Source organism: Mycobacterium cookii, from assembly GCF_010727945.1.
In the GTDB taxonomy this organism is placed as follows: Bacteria; Actinomycetota; Actinomycetes; order Mycobacteriales; family Mycobacteriaceae; genus Mycobacterium; species Mycobacterium cookii.
On sequence record NZ_AP022569.1, the window covers coordinates 2996188 to 3019129 of the forward strand.

A 22942-nucleotide genomic window follows, 5' to 3' on the forward strand; every position below is an offset into this window, starting at 1 on the left:
ACATGAACCGGACAATCAAGATCCGCCCGGGAGGACGTCTGTGAGCAAGCACGAGCGCAAGAGCGCCGACCGTCAGGACGGGGTTCCTCGCACGCTGACCACGATCCCGTTGACCGACCCACACGCACTGTCCGGCGAGCCCTCGATCGGCGCTCTGGTCAAGGAGGCCACGTCGCAGATGTCGACGCTGGTGCGCGCGGAGGTCGAGCTGGCTCGCGCGGAGATCACCCGTGACGTCAAGAAGGGCCTGACCGGCAGCGTCTTCTTCATCGCGGCCATGGTGGTCCTGTTCTACTCGACGTTTTTCTTCTTCTTTTTCCTGGCCGAACTGCTCGACAACTGGCTGTGGCGCTGGGCGGCATTCCTGATCGTGTTCGGGATCATGGTGGTGGTCACCGCGGCGCTGGCCCTGTTCGGCTACCTGAAGGTCCGCCGTATCCGCGGGCCGCAGCAGACCATCGAATCGGTCAAGGAGACCCGGTCGGCGTTCACGCCCGGCCACGACAAACCCTCGGCTCCGGCGCTGCACGCCTCGCCGGGCGCGACGCCTAACGATCCCTCGGGTTGGTGAATGGGGCCACCAGATCCGTCGGTGACCCGTATCGACGGGCCGTGGCGGCATCTGGATGTGCACGCCAACGGCATTCGGTTCCACGTCGTCGAAGCGACGCAGGGCGCGTCCACCCCGTCGACCGCGCAGCCGCTGGTGATCATGCTGCACGGCTTCGGCTCGTTCTGGTGGTCGTGGCGTCACCAACTCCGCGGTTTGACCGGCGCGCGGGTGGTCGCGGTGGATCTGCGCGGCTACGGCGGCAGCGACAAACCGCCTCGCGGGTATGACGGCTGGACGCTGGCCGGTGACACCGCCGGGCTGATCCGGGCGCTGGGGCACACGTCGGCGACACTGGTCGGCCACGCCGACGGCGGGCTGGTCTGCTGGGCCACCTCGGTGCTGCACTCGCGCCTGGTGCGGGCCATCGCAGTGGTCAGCTCGCCGCATCCGGCCGCGTTGCGCAGGTCGGTGCTGACCCGCCGCGACCAACGCCGCGCGCTGCTTCCGTCGCTGCTGCGCTACCAGGTGCCGATCTGGCCGGAACGCATCTTGACCCGGCACAACGGCGACGAGATCGAACGTCTTGTGCGCAGCCGATCCAGCGCCAAATGGGTTGCTTCCGAAGACTTTTCCGAGACGGCTGGCCACTTGCGACAGGCGATCCAAATTCGGTCGGCGGCGCACTGCGCGCTGGAGTATCAGCGATGGGCGATGCGCAGTCAGCTACGCGAAGAGGGCAGACGCTTCATGCGCACCATGAGCCGGCCATTCGGCATTCCGATGTTGCACGTCCACGGCGACGCCGATCCCTACGTGCTGGCCGACCCGGTCGAACGAACGCAGCGTTACGCACCGCACGGCCGCTACGTATCAGTATCGGGGGCAGGGCATTTCAGCCACGAAGAGAAGCCCGACGAGGTCAACGGTCACTTGTCGCGATTCCTCGACCGGGTGTACCGGACTCCGCTCAGCTGACACATGCCCCGGTGGACACCGCTGCTGTGTCGCCGATGTGCGCCAGCTGCGCGGCCACCTCTTTGGCGGTCAGCACGAAGCCGGTGTCGTTGTCGTCGACGGCCGCACCGAAGACCACACCGATCACCTGGCCGCTGAGGTCGATCAGCGGTCCACCTGAATTGCCTTGTTCCACATTGGCTCTGACCGTGTAGACCTCGCGGTTGATGGTCGCATTCCGGTAGATGTCAGGCCCGTTGAGTTCGATGAGCTCGCGGATTCTGGCCGGGGTAGCCATGAAGCCACCGCCACCCGGGTAGCCCATCACGATCGCTTCGGTGCCCGACGTCACCGGCGCGTTGGCGAAAGCCAGTGGCCCCGCGGGCAGATGCGGCACCGAGAGGATCGCGACATCGGTGGTCGGGTCATAGGACACCACCGTCGCATCGTAGGGGTTACCGCTGGCTTCCACAGTGACGCTGTTCGCCCCGGCCACCACGTGCGCGTTGGTCATCACCCGGTCCGGTGACAAGACAAATCCGCTGCCCTCCAACACTTTCTGGCAGCTGGGCGCGATGGCACGGATCTTCACCACGCTCGGTTCGGTGTTGGCGACCACCGGGTTGTTGGCCAGTGCCGAGTCGGGCGCCGCGACCGCGACCACCGGTGTGCGACTGAACGGCTCCAACACCTGCGGCAGGCCCGAGGTGTCCAGCAGCGCCGACAACCGCTTGGGCACCGTCTTCAGCCACTCCGGCGCATAGTCGTTGACTTGGGCGAGCACCCGCGAACCACGCACTGCGGCAGCCAAACTCGGCTGACCTGCCGACGACGTCAGCGGGGTCGCCAGCAGCCACGCCGCCACCAGGACGACCACCAGTTGCACCGCCACCCCGATCAGCGAGTCGAAGAAACGGACCGAGTTGCTGTGGATCGCACCGCGCACCGCGCGACCGAGCACCACGCCGGCGACCTCGCCGACCACGACCAGCGCCAGGATCAGGAACAGCGCGGCGAACAGCTTGGCCCGGGGCGCGGTGACGTGCGCGACGAGGTGAGGGGCCAGCAGCACGCCGGCGATCGCGCCCAGCAGGACGCCGACGAACGACAGCAGCGAGCCGAGCGCGCCCGACCGCCATCCCGATATCGCCGCGATGAACGCGACCGCCAACACGGCGATGTCTAACCATTGTGAGCTGGTCATCAAGCGTCATCCTTGTCGTCGACCATGGCCATCGCTTCGTCCAGTTCGCGTAGATCACTGGTGTCCCAGGGCTCTGCCCACCCGGCGACATCCAGCATCGCCGAAATCACCTGCCCGGTGAAACCCCACACCAGCATCTCGTTCAACAGGAACGCGGGTCCGGCGAAGCGGCGGCTGAGGGTGCGGCGGTACACCATCAGCCGGTTCGCGGGATTGATGAAGGCCCGGACCGGCACCCGCGCCACCACTGCTGTCTCAGCCTGATCCATGACGGCCACCGGCCCGGGATCCGGCGAGTACGCCAGCACCGGGACGACGTGAAAACCCGACGGCGCGATGAACGTTCGATCCATCGTGACCAGCGGATGCAGTCTGGCGGTGTCGATGCCGGTCTCTTCGCGCGCCTCGCGCAGCGCCGTGGCCACCGGACCGTCGTCGCCGGGATCGGATGCGCCACCCGGGAAAGCGGCTTGGCCGGCGTGATGACGCAACGTCGCCGCCCGCACGATCACCAATAGATCGGCGTCCTCGGGAAGGGTGTCGGACGACGGACCGGAAAACAGGATCAGCACCGCCGCGTCGCGCCCGTTGTTGCGGGCGGTCGCCGTCGCCTCGGCAGCGGTCACCATCGCCAGGACGTCGGGGGGCAGGCGCTTGCGGAACGCCTCGGGCATCTCGGCGACGTTGTCGACCAGAGGCGACAACCAGGGCGGGGCGTGCTCAGGCGTCAACATCGTCTCGCCGAGCTGTTGGGGAGTGCCGCCGCCATTCACCGGCGCCTCCTTTGTCCATCCCACCGCCCCCGGGCCACTGCGCGTCGCACACCCCCACCGAGTGTCATCGTGGCTGAACTCCGACCGCGGCCGAGATCTCGTCGGCGCTGGCGAAGGCGCGTGGCAGCGTCCTGGCAACGCTACCGTCCGAGTCGAGCACGACGGTCGCGGGCATCACGTTCGGCACTCCCAGCGCCGCCGCGATCCGGCGCCCGCCGTCCTGCAGGGTCGGCAGCCGGACCCCGAGTTCGGCCAACCGCAACAACGCGGCCGTCTCGTTCTCGTCCTGGTGCACCGTCACCACCATCACCTCGGGGCCGACCCGTCGTTGATACTCCGCCATCGCAGGAAGTTCGGTCGCGCAGGGCCCGCACCAATACGCCCAGAGGTTGAGGACGACGCGGTGCCCGGCCAAGGCCGGCCCGACGTCGACATGCGAGCCGTCCGCAGCACATTCGGCAGTCACGCCGCGCAACGCCGCCGAGCCGGGCAGCCCGCCGGGTCGCGGGCACGCGGCCAAGTCGGCACGTCGCCGAGGCCCGGACAGTGCCGCGGGGGTGTCGGCGTCGCGGTGCTCACGAGCCGCACCGGTCTGCGGGGCGGTCGACGAATCCGACGCGTGCCTCAGCTGAACCAGCAGTGCGGCGATCAGAGCCGCAACGACCGCCAGGACCGCGACGGTCCAGCGGGTGGTTCGGGCGGTTGAGGCGGTCAAACTACAAGCCGGCCATCGCCAGAAGGTGTTCGGTTTCCGGGCCCTGCACCAACGCCGCGGCGATCAATGGCTCAGTAGGGCCGGTCCCGAACGACGGGCAGTCCTTGGCCAACACGCACACCCCGCACGCCGGTTTGCGGGCGTGGCACACCCTGCGGCCGTGGAAGATCACCCGGTGGCTGAGCAAGGTCCATTCGCTGCGCTCGATGAGTTCGCCGACGGCGTGCTCGACCTTGACGGGGTCCTCCTCGGCCGTCCAACGCCAGCGCCGAACCAGCCGGCCGAAGTGGGTGTCGACGGTGATTCCCGGGATGTCGAACGCATTGCCCAGAATGACGTTGGCGGTCTTGCGGCCCACGCCGGGCAGCGTGACGAGTTCGTCCATGGTGCGCGGCACTTCGCCGTCGAAACGCTCGACCAATGCCTGACCGAGGCCGATCAATGAGGACGCTTTATTGCGATAGAAACCGGTCGGGCGAATAAGCGTTTCGAGTTCTTCGCGGTCGGCCCGCGCATAGTCCACGGCTGAGTGGTAACGGGCGAAAAGGGCCGGGGTGGTGAGATTTACCCGTTTGTCGGTGCTTTGCGCCGACAAGATCGTGGCCACCGCCAACTCCAGCGGTGAGGTGAAATCCAACTCGCAGTAGACATGCGGAAACGCTTCTGCCAGTTTGCGATTCATGCGGCGAGCGCGGCGCACCAGACCCAGCGGAGTCTCCGAGGCCCAACGCCGGGCCGCAGCGCCGCCGTCCCCGCCGACGGCCTTGGCGGCAGCGCGGGAAGGTTTGCCCATTGTCACCCCGACAGAGTACTGATTCGTGATCCCGCTGAGACCTTAGCCGTGTTTACTTGCTCCTTGTGTCTTGGTTGCTTGTTGCATTCATCCCGGGGTTGCTGATGCTCGCAACTTTCGGGCTTCAGCGGCTGGAATCGGGCTTGGAAAACGACACTCTGACCGCAAGTGATGTCGAGGAATTTCTCGAGCAGGCCGAGCCGACCGATATGCGCACGCTGGCCCGCAACGGAATGCCCGACGCGCTCGACCGCCTGCACCGTCGCATCGCCGACGAGTCGCGGTATTTGCCCAGCGACGCGGAGTGGGCCACGGATGAATTTCGGGCCACCGCTGTTATTGCGCCGCCAAAACACCCAGACAGCCCCCGACAGCCGCATAGGCATTCGCGGGCGAATCGGCAATTTGCGCCGCGTCAGCATGCCAATCGTGTGTAGCGTTGGCTCGTCGAGTTGATGGCTGACCTCCTAGACTCATCTCGCCAGGCTCTTCGAGACTGGTCACCCGCCCGCGGGTGGTGAGTAAGTAGGAGGTCCCCCGCTAGCGGGGACGGCCGGACAACCGGCCGAGCCGGAGTCATTGGGATAACTAAAGGGGCAACGTGGACGAGATCCTGGCGAGGGCCGGAATCTTCCAGGGGGTCGAGCCGAGCGCCGTCGCTGCGCTGACCAAGCAACTGCAGCCCGTCGACTTCCCGCGCGGGCACACGGTTTTCGCGGAGGGTGAGCCGGGCGATCGGCTTTACATCATCATCTCCGGCAAGGTGAAGATCGGCCGCCGTTCGCCGGACGGCAGGGAAAACCTGCTGACCATCATGGGCCCGTCCGACATGTTCGGTGAGTTGTCGATCTTCGACCCCGGACCGCGGACATCCAGCGCCACCACCATTACCGAGGTGCGGGCGGTATCGATGGACCGCGACGCGCTGCGGGCCTGGATCGCCGATCGTCCCGAGATCGCTGAGCAATTGCTGCGGGTCCTGGCCCGCCGACTGCGCCGCACCAACAACAACCTCGCCGACCTGATCTTCACCGACGTGCCCGGCCGGGTCGCCAAGCAGCTGCTGCAACTCGCGCAGCGGTTCGGCACCCAGGAGGGCGGCGCGATGCGGGTGACCCACGACCTGACCCAAGAAGAGATCGCCCAGCTCGTCGGCGCCTCCCGCGAAACCGTGAACAAGGCGCTGGCCGACTTCGCCCACCGCGGCTGGATTCGCTTGGAGGGCAAGAGCGTGCTGATCTCGGACTCCGAACGCCTGGCCAGGCGGGCGCGTTAGTCGTTTGCGTCGAGATCGACGCTAGCGAGACGGTCTCTCGATCTTTCTCGCGCTGGCGTCGATCTCGCTGCGGAGTCAGCGCCGCAGGTAGTCCAGCTGGGCCCGCACCGACCATTCGGCGACATCCCACAGCTCTTCGTCCACGTCGACGTAGACGCGCTCGACGACCTCACGCGTGCTGGCGTCCTCGCCGAGTGTGCGTAATGCCGAGCGGACCTGGTCGAGCCGCTGTTCGCGGTGTTCCAGGTATCCCTGCGCGACCGCTTCGATGTCGGCCAGCTCCGGGCCGTGGCCGGGCAGCACCGTTCGCCGGCCCAGCCCGCGCAGTCGTTGCAGTGAATCCAGATAGTGGGCCAGGCTGCCGTCTTCGTTGTCGATGACGGTCGTTCCGCGGCCCAGCACGGTGTCCGCGGTCAGCACCGCGTCGTCGAGAACGAAGGACAACGAATCAGCGGTGTGACCGGGGGTGGCCCACACCGTGATCCGCAGGCCAGCGGCGTCGATCACCTCGCCGTCGACGAGTTCGCCGGACAAGCCGCGAAGAAACCCGCTGCCCGCCGAGCGCACCGGCGCACCGGTCGCCTCGACCAGCTTGTCGATGGCGTCGGTGTGGTCGCCATGCCGGTGGCTGATCAACACCAACGCGATACGGCCGACACCGGCGACGGCGGCGATGTGCTCGTCGTCATCGGGTCCCGGATCGACGACGACGACTTCGTCGCTGCCGGGGGCCCGCAACACCCAGGTGTTGGTGCCGTCCAGCGTCATCTTGCCCGGGTTGTTGGCCAGCAGCACTGAGGCGGTGTCGGTGACCGGGCGCAGCACGCCGTAAGCGGGATGTGTCACGTCGGTGCCCGTCACGGCCGCTAACCGACCTCGACCACCAGCTCGACCTCGACCGGCGCATCCAGCGGCAGTTCCGCGACGCCGACCGCCGAGCGGGCATGCACGCCGGCGTCGCCGAACACCTCGGCGAGCAGATCCGATGCCCCGTTGACCACGCCCGGCTGGCCGTTGAATCCGGCTGCGGACGCGACGAATCCGACCACCTTGACCACCTTGGTCACCGAGTCGATACCCACCAGCGAGTCGACGGCCGCCAAGGCGTTGAGCGCGCAGATCCGGGCGAGTTCCTTGCCGCGCTCGGGCGCGACCTCGACACCGACCTTGCCCGACTGCACCAACTTGCCGTCCCGCATCGGTAGCTGGCCGGAGGTGTAGATCAGGTTGCCGCTGCGGACCACCGGGACGTAGGAGCCCAACGGCTGCACCACGACCGGCAGCTCAATGCCGAGCTCTTTCAGCCTGGCCGAAGCGGTCACTTCGGGCGTTTCAGATAGGCGACGTGCTGCTCGCCGGTGGGGCCGGGAAGGACGGAAACCAGCTCCCAACCGTCGGCGCCCCATTGGTCGAGGATCTGCTTGGTGGCGTGGGTCAACAGCGGGACTGTTGCGTACTCCCAGGTTGTGGGTTGGCTCATATCCCGAGCTTATCGGCAGGCCGATCGGGCTAACTAGCTAGCATGCAGGGGTGGGGACCACATCGAGCGTGGGCAGCAACGTCAGCTGGCCATCGCGATTGTCAAAGGCTCGTCTGCATTTCGTCACCGGCAAGGGCGGTACCGGCAAGTCGACGGTTGCCGCCGCACTCGCCCTGACGCTGGCATCCGGTGGGCGCAAAGTCCTGCTGGTGGAAGTCGAAGGGCGTCAAGGGATTGCGCAACTCTTCGACGTGCCGCCGCTGCCCTACAAGGAGCTCAAGATCGCCAGTGCCGAGGGCGGCGGTCAGGTCAACGCGCTGGCGATCGACATCGAGGCGGCGTTCCTGGAATACCTCGACATGTTCTACAACCTCGGCATCGCGGGTAAGGCGATGCGCAGGGTCGGGGCGATCGAGTTCGCGACGACGATCGCACCGGGCCTGCGCGATGTGCTGCTCACCGGCAAGATCAAGGAATCCGTGATCCGCGTCGACAAGGGCGCGAAGGACCCGGTGTACGACGCGATCGTCGTCGACGCGCCGCCGACCGGCCGGATCGCCCGCTTCCTGGACGTCACCCGCGCGGTGTCCGACCTGGCCAAAGGCGGCCCGGTGTACTCGCAGGCCGAAGGCGTGGTCAAGATCCTGCACTCCGACCAGACGGCCATTCACCTGGTCACGCTGCTGGAGGCGTTGCCGATGCAGGAGACGATGGAAGCCATCGACGAGTTGAAGGAGCTCGGCTTGCCGATCGGCAGCGTGATCGTCAACCGCAACATCGAGGCCTACCTGCAGCCCGATGATCTCGCGAAGGCCGCCGAGGGCGACGTCGACGCCGACGCGGTGCGGGCGGGGTTGACCGCCGCCGGAATCACGTTGAGCGACGAGGACTTCGCGGGCTTGCTCACCGAGACCATCCAGCACGCCACCCGGATCAGTGCCCGGGCGGCGACCGCCGAACAACTCGACGAGCTCAAAGTTCCGCGGCTGCAGCTGCCGACCATTTCCGACGGCGTGGACCTCGGCAGCCTCTACGAGTTGTCGGAATCGCTTGCACAGCAGGGGGTTCGATGAGCGCGACCCCGCAAACCCTGGATATCGCCGGGATCCTCGGCGACCCCTCCAACCGCGTGGTGGTGTGCTGCGGCGCCGGTGGAGTCGGTAAGACCACCACCGCTGCGGCGATGGCGCTGCGCGCGGCGGAATACGGCCGGACCGTTGTTGTGCTGACGATCGACCCCGCCAAGCGACTCGCGCAGGCGTTGGGCATCGACGATCTGGGCAACTCGCCGCAACGGGTGCCGCTGGCCCCCGAGGTCCCCGGCGAGCTCTACGCGATGATGCTCGACATGCGTCGCACCTTCGACGAGATGGTGATCCAGTATTCGGGAGGCGATCGCGCACAGGCGATTCTGGACAACCAGTTCTATCAAACGGTTGCCACCTCGCTGGCCGGCACGCAGGAATACATGGCGATGGAAAAGCTCGGCCAGCTGCTCGCCGAAGACCGCTGGGATCTGGTGGTGGTCGACACCCCGCCGTCACGTAACGCGCTGGACTTCCTCGACGCGCCGAAACGGCTGGGCAGCTTCATGGACAGCCGGTTGTGGAAACTGCTGCTGGGACCCGGCCGCGGCATCGGACGGCTGGTCACCGGCGCGGTCGGCTTGGCGATGAAGGCGCTGTCGACGGTGCTTGGTTCGCAAATGCTCTCCGACGCAGCGAGTTTCGTGCAGTCACTGGACGCCACCTTCGGCGGTTTCCGGGAGAAGGCCGACCGCACCTATGCGTTGCTCAAGCGGCGCGGCACGCAGTTCGTCGTCGTGTCGGCGGCCGAGCCGGATGCGCTTCGCGAGGCGTCGTTCTTCGTCGATCGGCTGTCCGAGGAGCAAATGCCGCTGGCCGGGCTGATCCTCAATCGCACCCACCCGATGCTGTGCTCGTTGCCGTTCGAGCGGTCCATCGACGGCGCCAAGAGTCTCGAGAACGGGTCGGAAGCCAATCACGGCAAGGACCTGACGAGAGCCATCCTGGAGATCCACGCCGATCGCGCGTCGACGTCCAAGCGGGAGATTCGGCTGCTGTCCCGCTTCACCGGGGCCAATCCGCACGTCGCCATCGTCGGGGTGCCGTCGCTGCCGTTCGACGTCTCCGATCTGGAGGCGCTGCGTGCGATTGCTGACCAGATGACTTCGGTCGGTTGACGATGCGGGCCGGCAACGGCCCCGCTGAGGAGCCTGCCCATCAGGCCGGTCGGTTGACGATGCGGGCCGGGCAACGGCCCGCTGAGGAGCCTGCCCATCGGGCCGTCTGGCCAATGAAGAGCGGCCGGCTCAGAAGCCGGCCGCTGTTTCGCTCTTACGTCGTTAGCCCACGCTGCGGTGCTTGCGCTGGGCGCTGAAGAACTCCGCCCAGGACACCACCTCGGGGTGCTGCTTGAGCAGCGCCCGGCGCTGACGCTCGGTCATCCCGCCCCAGACACCGAACTCGACGCGGTTGTCCAGTGCATCGGCTCCGCATTCCAGCATCACCGGGCAGTGCCGGCAGATCACTGCGGCCTTACGTTGAGCGGCCCCCCGCACAAAGAGTTCGTCAGGGTCAGCGGCCCTGCACAGCGCCTTGGAAACCCAGGCGATTCTCGACTCCGCGTCGGCCCCGCACAGGGTTGCGTTCAGCGGTGTTGCGGCGGTTTTCTGTGCCGCGATCCCTATTCCTGACACCAGCGATTCCCCTTCGCTCTTGCCACCGGCTCCACCGATGCGACCTACGCCACACTGTCCGTGTCGGTGTTACCTGTATCTCATTGTGTGGCTAAGCTACGTGGTCAGGTACCAATTGCGCAACAGTTCCAGACCCACATTTTTGGGACGACCGTGCAGTCCGATCATGAAATTGCACCAGAAGTCGACGTTCGAAGCGGCTAATAGCGGCCTGAGCTGCGACTGAGAGAAACCTGAGGCAGGTTCGGGGCGGAAACTGTTCCGACCCGCCACTCGCGAAGATTCCAAATCAAGCGCCGCTAGTGTATTAGCCATGTCAGAGCGACCCGCGACCGCGGTCACTATCGCCAAGCTCGCCGGGTGCTGTCTGCTCGCCAGCGTGGTCGTCGCCGCGCTCCTGTTCCCGGTAGCCGGCGGCGTCGGGTTGATGTCCAACCGTGCTTCCGAGGTCGTCGGCAACGCCTCCGCTCAGCTCCTCGAGGGTGAGGTGCCGGCGGTGACGACCATGGTCGACGCCAAGGGCGACACGATCGCGTGGCTCTACGATCAGCGCCGCTTCGAGGTGCCGACCGACAAGATCGCCAACACGATGAAGCTGGCCATCGTCTCGATCGAGGACAAGCGGTTCGCCGAGCACAACGGCGTCGACTGGAAAGGCACCCTGACCGGACTGGCCGGCTACGCGTCCGGCGACGTCGATACCCGCGGCGGTTCGACGATCGAGCAACAGTATGTGAAGAACTACCAACTGCTGGTGATCGCGCAGACCGACGCCGAGAAGCGCGCGGCCATCGAGACCACGCCGGCCCGCAAGCTGCGCGAGATCCGGATGGCGCTCACCCTGGACAAGACCTTCGCCAAGCCGGAGATCCTGACCCGCTACCTGAACCTGGTGTCCTTCGGCAACAACGCGTTCGGTGTGCAGGACGCCGCGCAGACGTACTTCGGCGTCAACGCGTCCGACCTGAACTGGCAACAGGCCGCGCTGCTGGCCGGGTTGGTCCAGTCGACCAGTGCGCTGAACCCCTACGTCAACCCGGACGGCGCGCTGGCCCGCCGAAACCTGGTGCTGGACACCATGATCGAGAACCTGCCCAACGAGGCCGACGCGCTGCGCGCCGCCAAGGCCGAGCCGCTGGGGATCCTGCCGCAGCCCAAGGAACTTCCGCGGGGCTGCATCGCAGCGGGTGACCGCGCCTTCTTTTGCGACTACGTGCAGGCCTACCTGTCCCGCGCCGGGATCAGCAAAGAGCAGCTTGCCCGCGGCGGGTATTTGATCAAGACCAACCTCGACCCCGAGGTGCAGGAGCCGGTCAAGCATGCGATCGACACCTTCGCGAGCCCCACGCTGGAGGGAATCGCCAGTGTGATGAGCGTGATCAGGCCGGGCAAGAACTCGCACAAGGTCGTCGCGATGGCCAGCAACCGCACCTACGGGCTCAACAGCGAGGCCGGCGAGACGATGCGGGCGCAACCGTTCTCTCTGGTCGGCGACGGGGCTGGATCGATCTTCAAGATCTTCACCACCGCGGCCGCGATGCAAATGGGCATGGGGATCAACACGAACCTTGAGGTGCCGGGCAGATTCCAGGCCAAGGGCATGGGAAATGGTGGCGCCAAGGGCTGCCCCAAAGAGCAGTGGTGTGTCATCAACGCCGGTAACTACCGCGGGTCGATGAGCGTGACCGACGCGCTGGCCACCTCCCCCAACACCGCGTTCGCCCGGCTGATCCAGCTGATCGGTGTTCCGCGCGCGGTCGACATGGCCGTCAAGCTCGGCCTGCGGTCATACGCCGAACCGGGCAGCGCGCGCGACTACGACCCGGAGAGCAACGAAAGCCTGGCCGACTTCATCAAGCGGCAGAACCTCGGGTCGTTCACGCTGGGGCCGTTCGCGCTGAACGCGCTGGAACTGTCGAACGTCGCGGCGACGTTGGCCTCCGGCGGCACGTGGTGCCCGCCCAACCCCGTCGACAAGCTCATCGACCGCAACGGCAACGCGGTGTCCGTCACCACCGAGGCATGCGACCAGGTGGTGCCGGAAGGCCTCGCCAACACTCTGGCCAACGCGATGAGCAAGGACGCGCTGGGCAGCGGTACCGCGGCGGGCTCCGCCGGTGCGGCCGGATGGAACCTGCCGGTCTCGGGAAAGACCGGCACCACCGAGGCGCACCGCTCGTCGGGCTTTGTCGGCTTTACCAACCAGTACGCCGCGGCCAACTACATCTACGACGACTCCACGTCGCCGTCGGATCTGTGCTCGTCGCCGTTGCGGCGCTGCGGCGACGGCAACCTCTACGGCGGCAACGAACCCGCGCGCACCTGGTTCACCGCGATGAAGCCGATCGCCACGCTCTTCGGCGATATCCACCTACCGCCGACCTCGCCGGAATATGTCGAAGGCGGCCCCGGTTCCAGGGTGCCCAGCGTCGCCGGTCTCGACGTCGATGCCGCGCGGCAGCGCTTGAAGGATGTCGGGTTCCAGGTCGCCGACCAGCCCATGTCGGTCAACAGCAGTGCGAAGTACGGCGAGGTGGTCGGCACCACACCCAACGGCCAGACGATCCCGGGCGCGGTCATCACGATCCAGACCAGTAACGGCATCCCGCCTGCTCCGCCTCCGCCGCCCGAAGGCATCGGGGCCCCGCCGCCGGTAGGTTCGCAGGTGATCGAGATCCCGGGCCTCCCGCCGATCACCATTCCGATCCTGGCCCCACCACCTCCGTAGCGCGTCGGCTGGTGTGTGACGCGCACCCATTCGGCCGGCCGCAGTATCCTGGCCTTCATGCCTTTCGTCGCCCGATTGTCCGACTTCTCCTCGGACCGTTCCGGCCCGCATCGTCGTCGGACCGCCCGATTGTCCGACTTCTCCTCGGACCGTCCCGACCCGCATCGTCGTCGGACCGCTGCCGTTCGCGCTCTGAAAAGTACCGGCGCCGTCGCACTCGGATCGGCGGTCGCCGGCATCGGTTACGCCTCGATCATCGAGCGCAATGCCTTCGCCTTACGCGAGCTGACCATGCCGGTGCTGACGCCCGGCTCGTCGCCGCTGCGGGTGCTGCACCTCAGCGACCTGCACATGCGCCCCGGGCAGCGCCGCAAGCAGGAGTGGCTGCGTGAACTCGCAGGGCTCGAGCCGGACCTGGTGGTCAACACCGGCGACAACCTGGCCCACCCCAAAGCGGTGCCGTCTGTCGTGCAGAGCCTCGGCGACCTGCTCTCGGTGCCGGGCATTTTCGTGTTCGGCAGCAACGACTACTTCGGGCCACGACCGAAGAACCCGCTGAATTACCTGACCGACCCGGATCACCGAGTGCACGGGAAGCCCCTGCCCTGGCAGGACCTGCGGGCGGCGTTCACCGAGCGCGGTTGGCTGGACCTGACCCACAACCGCCGCGAGTTCGAGGTGGCGGGCCTGCACATCGCCGCCGCCGGTGTCGACGATCCGCACATCGCGCGGGATCGCTACGACGCGATCGCCGGGCCGGCCAGCCCGGCGGCCAACCTGCGGCTGGGCCTGACCCATTCGCCGGAGCCGAGGGTGCTGGACCGCTTCGCCGCCGACGGGTACCAGCTGGTGATGGCGGGTCACACCCACGGCGGGCAGTTGTGCCTTCCGTTCTACGGCGCGCTGGTGACCAACTCCGGTCTGGACCGGTCCCGGGCCAAGGGCCCGTCACGCTGGGGGACGCACATGCAATTGCACGTCTCCGCCGGAATCGGCACGTCGCCGTTCGCTCCGGTGCGTTTCTGCTGCCGGCCCGAAGCCACATTGCTGACGTTGATTGCGGCACCGACCGGTGGTCGCGACCCGCAGCGCATTCAGGGACGGTCGCAGCCCACTTATTCGGCGCGCTGAGCGCGGGCTAGCTGTACGACGACTGGGTCAAAACCCGGGAATCGGTCACGCCGTCGGGCGCACCGAATGACGGTTCCGCCCACGCCTGATCGACCTCGCCACCAGAGGCGGTCACCAGCAACCACAGCACCCCGAGAGCCAGGAATCCGCCGAACACCACGGCGCCTAACACCGTCATGATTTGCTCGCTTCCCTTGCAGAGTTGCTTGTTGATCAGCATATTTAATGGCGCGAAGATCCCGGTTATTCCACGCCGGTTGACGGCACAAACGTCGCAGCAGGTGTGATCTGCGCAGCACGGCAGTGCCGTTTCGCCGCTTACCGGGTCGGTGCGATACGCTGTCGTGGCTTCACGCGGGGTGTGGCGCAGCTTGGTAGCGCGCTTCGTTCGGGACGAAGAGGTCGTGGGTTCGAATCCCGCCACCCCGACTCATGTTGCAGCAGTACGAAATCCAGCCGTAAGGCTGGCGACGCAGGTTTACGGAACCACCAGGCTGCCCGACGACAGCGGCGTACCGAAGTAGGTGGCCTGCGGATCCACCACGACGACTTTGGATTCACCCTGCCTGGCCAGGGACTCGCCGGCCATCTGCTCGAACGAGATCTTCTCGGGCCCGCCGATGTTGACGATGCCGTTGATCGGCTGCGCCTCGGCCACCAGGGCGACCTCGTCGGCAAGGTCCTGGGTTGCGATGGGCTGGATCAGCGCGTCCGGCACGCGCACCTCGTTGCCGACGGTCAGCGACGCGGTGATCGCATCGGTGAATTCCGCGAACTGCGTCGCGCGCACGATCGTGTACGGAATCGTCCCTTGCTCGACGAGTTTCTCCTGAGCGACCTTCGCCCGCAGGTAGCCGCTTTCCGGCAACTGATCGCAGCCCACGATCGACATCGCGACGTAGTGGCCGATGTCGGACGCCTTGGCGGCGACGATCAAGTTCATCGTCGAGTTCGTGAAGAACGCCATCGCCGGGTCGTCGTCGAACGAGGGCGCGTTGGATGCATCGACGAGGACGTCGGCACCGGACAGGGCTTCCAGAAGGCCTTCGCCAGTAACGGAGTTGACGCCGGATCTCGGTGAGGCCGGCACTGCCTCATGCCCGCCGTCTTTGAGCCTCTGCACGACTTTCGACCCGAGCAGACCCGAGCCGCCGATCACCACGATCTTCATGGCTGTTCCTCTGGGGACTAACCGACACCAGCGCCTGAGATCCTAGTTCCGACGGCGGCCCCGCGACAGCCGCCGAATTCCGGTCAGGGAATCAAACTGCTCGCCGCGCCCGCGGCGGCTCCGGGATCGAACAGGCTGCCCAGTTCGGTGACGACACTGGCCGCCGCGGAAGCGCCCAAGTCGGCGTTACCCAACGGGAACCAGTCGTCCGGGGGCAGGACGTTCTGAAACAGGTCGGTGATGTACGTCGTCGGGAACTCGGAGCTGGGCAGCGAATCCCACACCATGTGCGGAGTCGACGAGCCCGCGTAGACGATCCAGTCGCCCGTGGCATGCCCATCGCCGATCAGGTAGTTCGTGTATGAGCCTGACACGGTGGTGATCTCGGTGTGTGCACCGTTGCCGTAGAAGATGTTCAGGTTATTGAAGCCGTAGGTCGGGTCGCCCGCGGCGTCTGTGCCGAACGGCCCGGTCCAGAAGTCGTACACCTGCGTCCCGGCCAAGTTGTCGGAATTGATGCCGGTGAGGTTGTCCGCGGCCGGGGTGAAGTTGCCGAATTTGTAGATCGCCTGGTCGAGGAATTGGTTCTCGTAGTCCTGCTCGCTGACGTTGTAACTTCCCGCAATGGTCGTCACACCATTCTGGGTCACGTCGACGTTGACCGGTTGGGTGTCCTTCCAGTCCGCGAAGAACGGCCGAAAGCCCTGGTACAGCACGTCGGTCGGGTGTCCGCCGGACACCAGCGTGCATTCGTAGTGGCTGCAGTCATCCGCGTGGGCGAAGGCGACGGGGAGGTATGCGGCGGCGGCCAGTCCGCCGACGGCCGCTGCAACCGTTGAAAGAAGACGACGCTGTGTCACCATGTGAGCCCCCTAACTGTTGTGCTACGCACGTCCAACAGCTGCTGAATCACGGAAGCGTACACCGGCCGTGATCTTGAAGTTTCCAAAATGCCAAAGATTTGCTCATCGTTCGGATACAGCGCCCCGTGAGTCGGTCGACATATGCTGTTCACGCGCGCTTCAACCCCCTGATTTGCACAAACGTGACTAACTGAAAAGCCCCCACCGAACGCATCATTATGGCGCGCACGTTCGCTGTCGCGCGTGAAAATGAGTGAAATTCGCTCACATCGACTCGCTCACAGCTGACCGGTCGCTAGGTAAAAACCCTCTGCGCGACGAAGCGAAACATCGGATGATCACCGAGTGGAAATCATCGTCACGGGCGGCAACAGCGGCGTCGGGGAAGCGACCGCCGCCGCATTGGCGGCCGACGGCCATAGCGTCGTGATCGCTTGCCGCACGATTCCGAAAGCCGAACGGGCCGCCGCAGCGATGTCCGGCGACGTGGCGGTCGCACACCTCGACCTGGCCGATCTCTCCAGCGTCCGCAAGTTCGCCGACTCGGTAAAAAGCGTCGACGTGCTGATCAACAACGCCGGCGTGCTGGGCTTGCCGCTGACCCGTACGGCTGATGGCTTCGAGTCCCACATGGGCATCAACTACCTCGGGCACTTCGCGTTGACGTGTCTGCTCGGCGACCGCATCAGGAACCGGGTGATCTCCGTCGTCAGCGCGGCCTATGCGATGAGCCACCTGCACATCGACGACTTGAATTGGCACCATCGCACTTACTCGAAGTGGGCGGCGTACGGCGAGTCCAAATTGGCCGTCATGCTGTTCAACCACTCATTGGTCCGCCGCAGCGTGCGGGCCTACATGACTGATCCCGGCGCCACGAACACCGACATCACCCGAGACGCCACCGGCGTGGTGCCGTGGATCCGCGACCACACCTTCCGCGGTTGGCCGGCGCACGGCGCACAGGCCGGTGCGCGAGCCAGCATTCAAGCGGTCACCACCGAACTGCCGAACGGCACATACCTGGCACCACGGTTCAGCCAGTGGGGCAAGCCGAAGGTGACCACGCCGCGCAAGAAAGCCCGCGATGCCGCAATGGCTCGCCGGCTGTGGGACGTCTCCGTCGAGCTGACCGGGTGCGACTGGCCCGTTTGACGGGTACTGATTCGTGGGTACACATCCGCGTGCTTGAACTGGGAACGACGATCGAACCGCGGCTGCCCGCAGCGCACGGGCCGCTATCGATGGCCGTTCGACGCAGCCTCACCGAGCCGGCGCCGCGCGATCAGCTCAACCGCATCGGCGCCTCGGTTCGCGACTCCGATCCGTACGGACTCGACCTGCATCTTGCCCTCTACATGTGCTACGAGTTGCATTATCGCGGCTTCGCCGGCGTTGACCCGACCTGGGAGTGGAATCCCGGATTGCTGTATCTGCGTGGGCAATTGGAGCGTACATTTCTCGCCGGAGTTCGCCGCGACGTCGGCCCGATCGAGCCGAGCGACACTGCGGAAGCCGAAATGGCCAGCCTGTCAATCGAATCCGGCGACGGTGCAGGACCGTCTTATTGGTTGCGTGACAACGGGACGTGGGAGCAGATGCGCGAATACTTCGTGCACCGATCGCTATATCACCTCAAGGAGGGCGACCCGCACGCCTGGGCGATCCCACGGTTGGTCGGACAGGCCAAAGCATCTTTCGTCGCGGTCGAATTCGACGAGTACGGCGCCGGACACGGACCGAAGGTTCATCAGCAGTTGTTCGCCGACCTGTTGACCGCCGCCGGCCTGGACGCGACCTACCTGGCGTACCTCGAAGTGGTTCCCGCCGAGTCGTTGGCGGTGGTCAATTTGATGTCACTGTTCGGCTTGCACCGCCAGTTCCGCGGTTCTGCCATAGGGCATTTCGCGTCGACAGAGATCACCTCGTCGCCAGGATCGCGCAGACTGGTCGAGGCACTACAACGGCTGGGCGCACCGCCGGAATGTGTTGCGTTCTACCGCGAGCACGTCGAGGCCGACGCGGTGCATGAGCAGGTGGTACGCATCGACGTGGTCGGCGATCTTGTCAGACGAGAGCCTCACCTGGACCGCGATGTGGTGTTCGGCATCCGCGCTCATGCATCGGTGGAAGATCGTCTTGCCGATGCGCTGATGGCGTCCTGGAAGGCCGGCGAGTCGTCCTTAAGGCGGCCGCTCAGTTGAATTCTGTTTACTTGCAGTATCATCGGTCAAGCGAGCGCGGACCGGGCGACAGCGTCGGTGGCTGGTGTCGCACAGCGGGTAGTTCTTGCTGCGTCGGCAGGTGCAGACGGCAACCATGAACCGGTCGGATTCGACGACGTCACCATTGGGTGTATCGATGCGCACCGGGCCCGCTATCAGTATCGGACCATTGGGTATGACCTGCACCCGCGTCCGGGTGGTCACGGCTTATCCGCCCGGATGACCACCAGTTCCTCTGTGCGGCAGCCGCGTTCGATCTGCCCGGTACGCTCCAGCCAGTCGGCCCGCGCCGACAACACTGGCCCGAAGGGAATCCGCTGCGAGGCAACGACATCTGCGTCAAAGCCGCTGGACCGCAAGAGATGAACCGACCGCCCGACGCCGGCCAGCGCCGAGTGCACCATCAGCAACGAGCCGCCGTCGGCCAACAAGCTTGCCGCCGAGGCACATAGCGGATCCAACACGGTCCGGCCGTCGAGACCGGCATTCCAGGCCCATGCCGGGCCCGCCGATCGAGGGATCGACATCACGTCACCCCCGCCCGATGGCGTCGGTACGTAAGGTGGATTGGACACGATCAGATCGAAAGGGCCGTGGTCCGAAGCACCCGTCCACGAGCCTTCCCGCACATCGACGTGGACGCCGGCGTCGAATGCGTTTCCGCGCGAACACCGCACCGCGTGCGGGCAGATATCGAATGCCGTCACGCTGGCCGCCCCCATCGCGGCTGCGGCGATCGCGACGACGCCGCTGCCGGTACACAAGTCCAATACCCGTCGGCCCGCGGCTAATCCAGTCCACTCCAGCGTCTCGATCAACATCATCGAATCGTGTTGCGGGGGGTAGACACCTTCGACATTCAGCGAAGCCGACGGTGGGGTGTATGCGATCGTCACGTCGACCTTCCGAGCTCGTGATCGCCGTGGCGGTCACGGCCTTCAGCTCATTCATGCCCAGAATGCAAGGCAGCGAAACCGGATTTGCCAGCGAAGTGTTCAGGCGTCGAGGGACGCTTGCTCGAGTTGCGCGACAAGCGCGGCGCAGAACGCTGGAAGGTCGGACGGCGATCGGCTGGTGATCACGTTGTGATCGATGGCGACTTCTTCGTCGACGACGTTGGCGCCGGCGTTTCGCAGATCGGTGCGGATACTCGGATACGACGTGACGGTCCGTCCCACCACCACGTCCGCCTCCACCAAGGTCCACGGGCCGTGACAGATCGCGGCAACCGGCTTACCGGAGTTCACGAAGTCACGCACGAAGGAGACCGCGGCGTCGTCCAGGCGCAGCTTGTCCGGATTGACGGTGCCGCCGGGAAGCACGAGCGCGTCGTAATCGTCGACCGACGCCTCCGAAACGACCCGATCGACGTCGATAGTTCCGGCCGGATCCAGATCGTGGTTACGTGCCTGGATCTCACCGGCTTTCAGCGAGAGCACCGATACGCGCGCACCCTTGTCGGTGACGGCCGCGCGGGGTTGTTCGAGTTCGACCTTCTCCACCCCGTCGGCAGCGAGGATCGCAACTCGTCTGCCCTGCAATGAATTCGACATGCTCTCGTCCAATCACGTGGTGATGTCGCCCGGCGCCGCTGACCGCAGTGCGTCCAACAACGGTTCGGCGGCTTCCTTGAGAAATTGTTCCTGGCTGTCGCCGCCGACCTGCACCAGCGCGATGTCGGTGAAGCCCGCTTCCCAGTACGGGCGCACCGCGTCGACGATCGCGTCGAGGTCCGGTCCGCACGGAATGCTTTCGGCGACATCCTCGGGACGGATGAACTGGGTCGCGCCCGCAAAACCCGCCGGCGTGGGCAGGTCGGCGTTGACACTCCAGCCGCCGCCGAACCAGCGGAACTGATCGTGGGCGCGCGCGATCGCCGCATCGCGGTCGGGGTCCCAGCAGATCGGGAGCTGCCCGACAACCCGGCCACCGCCGGCGATGCCGTTGCCCTGCCGCACGGTGTGCCAGTCGCGCACCAGCTCGCCGTCCGGCTCCACCGCGATCAGGTGGTCGGCCAGAACGCCGAGCTTGTCGATCGCCTTCTTCCCGCCAACTGCGATTCCGATGCCAACGGGAACATCCGGGACGTCCCACAGCCTCGCGGAATCCACCTGGTAGTAGTCGCCGCGCCAGTCGACCAGGTCGCCGGTGAACAGGGCGCGAATGATGTCGATGGCTTCGCGCAGCATGTCCTGCCGCTGCGCGATGGCCGGCCAGCCTCTGCCGACCACGTGCTCGTTGAGGTTCTCGCCGCTGCCCAGGCCCAAGGTGAAACGCCCGTCGGCCAGGATCTGCAAGGTCGCCGCCTGCTGAGCCACGATCGCGGGGTGATAGCGCATGGTCGGACAGGTCACGTAGGTATAGAGGTCGACATGGTCGGTGACCTGCGCGACCGCACCCAGCATGGTCCAGGCGTTGGGCGCATGCCCTTGCGATGTCAGCCAGGGCGAGAAGTGGTCGCTGCTGACCTCGAAGTCGAATCCCCGACGCTCAGCCGAAATCGCATACTGGACAAGGTCTTTGGGATTGCTCTGCTCGGTCATCAGGGTATATCCAAAGCGTGTCATCCACTTCGGATACCCGTGCTTGGCTCAGGCAAACAATGCTTTAGAGCCGCGCTTTGACCGCCGCCGACAGCCGCGCGCCGTCCGCCTTGCCTGCCGCTATCGCGGTGGCCGCCTTCATCACCTGGCCCATCTGCTTCATGCCCGGACTCTCCCCCAACTCCTCGGCCACCTGCGCGATCGCGGTGTCGACGACGTCGGCGACCTCCGCCTCGGTGAGCGGAGTCGGCAGGTACTCGTCGATCACCCGTGCTTCGGCGTGCTCCTCGGCCGCCAACTCTCCACGGCCGTTCTGGGTGTAGATCTCCGCGGCCTCACTGCGCTTTCGGGCCTCCCTGGCCAGCACCTTGAGCACGTCGTCGTCGGTTAGCTCGCGCGCCTCCTTACCGGAGACCTCCTCGGTCTGGATCGCGGCCAGCAGCAGCCGCAGCGTCGCGGTACGAAGCTTGTCCTTCGCCTTCATCGCATCGGTCAAATCTGCCCGCAACCGGGATTTCAGTTCCGCCATGGGGAAGACGCTACGCGCCACACCCCGGTCAGACGCCGAAGCCCGCAAACACCGCGGCACGTTGAGAAATGCCCGGGTGCTCGACAGTATGGAAGCCATGGTCCACACCGGCGACAATGGCCCCACCTGGTGAGCACGCCGCCGCACGACTACCCGAACTATCCGGAGTGGGGCTACCCGCCACCCCGTTACGGCCCTCCCGCATATCCACCACCGGCCGCGTATCCACCGCCCAGCTACCCCGGCCCCGCATATGCCTATCCGTATCCGAGTTATCCGCAGTACCCGCCTCAGCAGCGCTACGGCGCACCGCCGCCACCGGTTCGCCCAACTTTCGCGCCGGGCATCATCCCGCTGCGGCCGCTGAGCCTCAGCGACATCTTCAACGGCGCTGCCGTCTACATCCGGGCCAACCCGAAAGCCACGCTGGGGCTGACCGCCGTCATCGTCGTCATCACCCAGATCATCACGCTGGTCGCCGCAATCGGACCGTTGGCGGCGGCCAACCGCATGACCACCGCCCCATCCGACGAGCTCACCGGCGGCGATGTCGGCGCCTGGATGCTCTCGGCCGCGCTCACCGGCGTGGTCGGCTGGCTGGCCGGGGTCATGCTGACGGGCATGCTCACGGTGGTTGCCGGCCGCGCGATATTCGGCTCGACGATCACCGCCGGCGAGACGTGGGCGAGGCTCCGCGGGCGGCTGCCCGCGCTGATCGGGTTGGTGGCTCTGGAATGCGCCGGGCTGGTACTGCTGGCCGGGGTGGTGGGGCTGATTGTCGGGGCGATCGCCGCCGCAGGCAACGCTGCCGCCGCGGTGATCATCGGCCTTCCGCTGGTGCTGGTGTCGGCCGCGGGGGTGGTGTACCTGTACACGGCGCTGTCGTTCGCTCCGGTAATCATTGTGCTCGAGCGGCTGCCGGTGATCGACTCGATGACCAGGTCAGTCACCCTGGTACGCAACAGTTTTTGGCGAGTGCTCGGCATCCGGATGCTGACCTGGCTGGTGGTTGCATTGGTTGCCGGCGCAATCGCCACCCCGTTCAACTTCCTCGGCCACGTTGCCGGCGGTTCGGAGATCGTCGCCGCGACGGTCGCGGCCGTCGGAGCGGCGATCGGCCGGATCGTCACCGCCCCGTTCAGCGCGGGAGTGGTCGTCCTGCTCTACACCGACCGCCGGATCCGTTCTGAAGCTTTCGATCTGGTCCTTCAGTCCGGTGCCGCCGCAGGCCCGGCCGCGGCCGGGTCGATCGATTACCTCTGGCTGACGCGGCCGGTTTAGGCAC

The 22942-nt window shown here is 66.1% G+C and carries 26 protein-coding genes, 1 tRNA gene and 1 pseudogene; 12 read left to right on the plus strand and 16 right to left on the minus strand.

What is annotated here, in order from left to right:
- The first annotated feature begins 40 nt into the window (after positions 1 to 40).
- Positions 41 to 571: a phage holin family protein gene (locus tag G6N27_RS14210; RefSeq protein ID WP_232064580.1), complete on the plus strand. Its 531-nt coding sequence runs from the start codon at positions 41 to 43 to the stop codon at positions 569 to 571.
- Positions 572 to 1528: an alpha/beta fold hydrolase gene (locus tag G6N27_RS14215; protein ID WP_163776911.1), complete on the plus strand. Its 957-nt coding sequence runs from the start codon at positions 572 to 574 to the stop codon at positions 1526 to 1528.
- Here G6N27_RS14215 and marP read toward each other — a convergent pair.
- The 4 genes from marP to nth form a co-directional block, all read right to left on the minus strand.
- Positions 1521 to 2711: an acid resistance serine protease MarP gene (gene marP, locus G6N27_RS14220; protein ID WP_163776912.1), complete on the minus strand. Its 1191-nt coding sequence runs from the start codon at positions 2709 to 2711 to the stop codon at positions 1521 to 1523. The genes G6N27_RS14215 and marP overlap by 8 nt on opposite strands.
- Positions 2711 to 3484: an NUDIX hydrolase gene (locus G6N27_RS14225; protein WP_372513013.1), complete on the minus strand. Its 774-nt coding sequence runs from the start codon at positions 3482 to 3484 to the stop codon at positions 2711 to 2713. The genes marP and G6N27_RS14225 overlap by 1 nt, the downstream gene beginning before the upstream one ends.
- A 64-nt stretch (positions 3485 to 3548) precedes the next feature.
- A complete protein-coding gene (locus tag G6N27_RS14230) occupies positions 3549 to 4199 on the minus strand; it encodes a TlpA family protein disulfide reductase (RefSeq protein WP_163776913.1) in 651 nt (216 codons plus the stop codon).
- A gap of 1 nt (position 4200) precedes the next feature.
- Complete coding sequence (gene nth, locus G6N27_RS14235) at positions 4201 to 4881, minus strand: endonuclease III (RefSeq protein ID WP_163781796.1); 681 nt, start codon at positions 4879 to 4881, stop codon at positions 4201 to 4203.
- A gap of 215 nt (positions 4882 to 5096) precedes the next feature.
- On the opposite strand from nth, the gene G6N27_RS14240 reads away from it, so the two are divergent.
- Both G6N27_RS14240 and crp read left to right on the plus strand, forming a co-directional pair.
- Entirely contained in the window at positions 5097 to 5429 is a 333-nt protein-coding gene (locus G6N27_RS14240; RefSeq protein WP_232064581.1) for a hypothetical protein, read from the plus strand.
- A 164-nt stretch (positions 5430 to 5593) separates the two neighbouring features.
- Positions 5594 to 6268 carry a cAMP-activated global transcriptional regulator CRP gene (crp, locus tag G6N27_RS14245; protein ID WP_023368605.1) on the plus strand — a complete coding sequence of 225 codons (675 nt, stop codon included), beginning with the start codon at positions 5594 to 5596 and terminating at the stop codon, positions 6266 to 6268.
- 75 nt (positions 6269 to 6343) lie between these two features.
- Here crp and G6N27_RS14250 read toward each other — a convergent pair whose 3' ends face one another.
- The 3 genes from G6N27_RS14250 to G6N27_RS14260 are packed head-to-tail and all read right to left on the minus strand — an operon-like array spanning position 6344 to position 7748.
- Entirely contained in the window at positions 6344 to 7129 is a 786-nt protein-coding gene (locus tag G6N27_RS14250; protein WP_163776915.1) for an MBL fold metallo-hydrolase, read from the minus strand.
- Between the two features lie 5 nt (positions 7130 to 7134).
- Entirely contained in the window at positions 7135 to 7590 is a 456-nt protein-coding gene (locus tag G6N27_RS14255; protein WP_163776916.1) for a RidA family protein, read from the minus strand.
- Positions 7587 to 7748, minus strand: coding sequence for a DUF4177 domain-containing protein (locus G6N27_RS14260; RefSeq protein WP_156751501.1), 162 nt, complete (start codon positions 7746 to 7748; stop codon positions 7587 to 7589). Before G6N27_RS14260 ends, G6N27_RS14255 begins: the two co-directional genes overlap by 4 nt.
- A gap of 50 nt (positions 7749 to 7798) precedes the next feature.
- Between G6N27_RS14260 and G6N27_RS14265 the strand changes: the two genes are divergently transcribed.
- A complete protein-coding gene (locus G6N27_RS14265) occupies positions 7799 to 8821 on the plus strand; it encodes an ArsA family ATPase (protein WP_163776917.1) in 1023 nt (340 codons plus the stop codon).
- Positions 8818 to 9979: pseudogene (locus G6N27_RS14270) on the plus strand (ArsA family ATPase). The gene G6N27_RS14265 and the pseudogene G6N27_RS14270 overlap by 4 nt, the downstream one beginning before the upstream one ends.
- A gap of 134 nt (positions 9980 to 10113) precedes the next feature.
- Here G6N27_RS14270 and G6N27_RS14275 read toward each other — a convergent pair.
- Complete coding sequence (locus G6N27_RS14275; protein ID WP_372513022.1) at positions 10114 to 10452, minus strand: WhiB family transcriptional regulator; 339 nt, start codon at positions 10450 to 10452, stop codon at positions 10114 to 10116.
- Between the two features lie 328 nt (positions 10453 to 10780).
- Between G6N27_RS14275 and ponA2 the strand changes: the two genes are divergently transcribed.
- Both ponA2 and G6N27_RS14285 read left to right on the plus strand, forming a co-directional pair.
- Positions 10781 to 13195: a transglycosylase/D,D-transpeptidase PonA2 gene (gene ponA2, locus G6N27_RS14280; protein ID WP_163776920.1), complete on the plus strand. Its 2415-nt coding sequence runs from the start codon at positions 10781 to 10783 to the stop codon at positions 13193 to 13195.
- A 57-nt stretch (positions 13196 to 13252) separates the two neighbouring features.
- Positions 13253 to 14326, plus strand: a complete 1074-nt coding sequence (locus tag G6N27_RS14285) for a metallophosphoesterase (protein ID WP_163776921.1) — start codon at positions 13253 to 13255, stop codon at positions 14324 to 14326.
- Between the two features lie 7 nt (positions 14327 to 14333).
- Here G6N27_RS14285 and G6N27_RS14290 read toward each other — a convergent pair whose 3' ends face one another.
- Complete coding sequence (locus tag G6N27_RS14290; RefSeq protein WP_163776922.1) at positions 14334 to 14504, minus strand: hypothetical protein; 171 nt, start codon at positions 14502 to 14504, stop codon at positions 14334 to 14336.
- A 177-nt stretch (positions 14505 to 14681) separates the two neighbouring features.
- Between G6N27_RS14290 and G6N27_RS14295 the strand changes: the two genes are divergently transcribed.
- A tRNA-Pro gene (locus G6N27_RS14295) sits at positions 14682 to 14755 on the plus strand.
- Positions 14756 to 14804: 49 nt separating this feature from the next.
- Here the strand turns inward: G6N27_RS14295 and G6N27_RS14300 are convergent.
- Complete coding sequence (locus G6N27_RS14300) at positions 14805 to 15497, minus strand: SDR family oxidoreductase (RefSeq protein ID WP_163776923.1); 693 nt, start codon at positions 15495 to 15497, stop codon at positions 14805 to 14807.
- Between the two features lie 83 nt (positions 15498 to 15580).
- Entirely contained in the window at positions 15581 to 16360 is a 780-nt protein-coding gene (locus G6N27_RS14305; RefSeq protein ID WP_163776924.1) for a hypothetical protein, read from the minus strand.
- Between the two features lie 345 nt (positions 16361 to 16705).
- Between G6N27_RS14305 and G6N27_RS14310 the strand changes: the two genes are divergently transcribed.
- Both G6N27_RS14310 and G6N27_RS14315 read left to right on the plus strand, forming a co-directional pair.
- Positions 16706 to 17515, plus strand: coding sequence for an SDR family NAD(P)-dependent oxidoreductase (locus tag G6N27_RS14310; RefSeq protein ID WP_163776925.1), 810 nt, complete (start codon positions 16706 to 16708; stop codon positions 17513 to 17515).
- Positions 17516 to 17604: 89 nt separating this feature from the next.
- The gene (locus tag G6N27_RS14315) at positions 17605 to 18564 is read left to right on the plus strand and encodes an iron-containing redox enzyme family protein (protein ID WP_163781798.1); all 960 of its coding nucleotides are present in this window, start codon (positions 17605 to 17607) and stop codon (positions 18562 to 18564) included.
- Here G6N27_RS14315 and G6N27_RS14320 read toward each other — a convergent pair.
- From G6N27_RS14320 to G6N27_RS14340, 5 genes are all read right to left on the minus strand, one after another.
- A complete protein-coding gene (locus G6N27_RS14320; RefSeq protein ID WP_372513014.1) occupies positions 18544 to 18789 on the minus strand; it encodes a CDGSH iron-sulfur domain-containing protein in 246 nt (81 codons plus the stop codon). The two genes, G6N27_RS14315 and G6N27_RS14320, sit on opposite strands and share 21 nt — an antisense overlap.
- Positions 18786 to 19481, minus strand: a complete 696-nt coding sequence (locus G6N27_RS14325) for a HemK2/MTQ2 family protein methyltransferase (protein ID WP_372513015.1) — start codon at positions 19479 to 19481, stop codon at positions 18786 to 18788. The genes G6N27_RS14320 and G6N27_RS14325 overlap by 4 nt, the downstream gene beginning before the upstream one ends.
- Positions 19482 to 19580: 99 nt before the next feature.
- Complete coding sequence (locus tag G6N27_RS14330; protein WP_163776926.1) at positions 19581 to 20138, minus strand: type 1 glutamine amidotransferase domain-containing protein; 558 nt, start codon at positions 20136 to 20138, stop codon at positions 19581 to 19583.
- Between the two features lie 12 nt (positions 20139 to 20150).
- Positions 20151 to 21152: an LLM class F420-dependent oxidoreductase gene (locus tag G6N27_RS14335; RefSeq protein ID WP_163776927.1), complete on the minus strand. Its 1002-nt coding sequence runs from the start codon at positions 21150 to 21152 to the stop codon at positions 20151 to 20153.
- A gap of 40 nt (positions 21153 to 21192) precedes the next feature.
- A complete protein-coding gene (locus G6N27_RS14340; protein ID WP_163776928.1) occupies positions 21193 to 21657 on the minus strand; it encodes a GatB/YqeY domain-containing protein in 465 nt (154 codons plus the stop codon).
- Between the two features lie 129 nt (positions 21658 to 21786).
- Between G6N27_RS14340 and G6N27_RS14345 the strand changes: the two genes are divergently transcribed.
- On the plus strand, positions 21787 to 22938 hold the full coding sequence (locus G6N27_RS14345; protein ID WP_232064582.1) for a hypothetical protein: 1152 nt from the start codon (positions 21787 to 21789) through the stop codon (positions 22936 to 22938).
- Positions 22939 to 22942 lie beyond the last annotated feature (4 nt).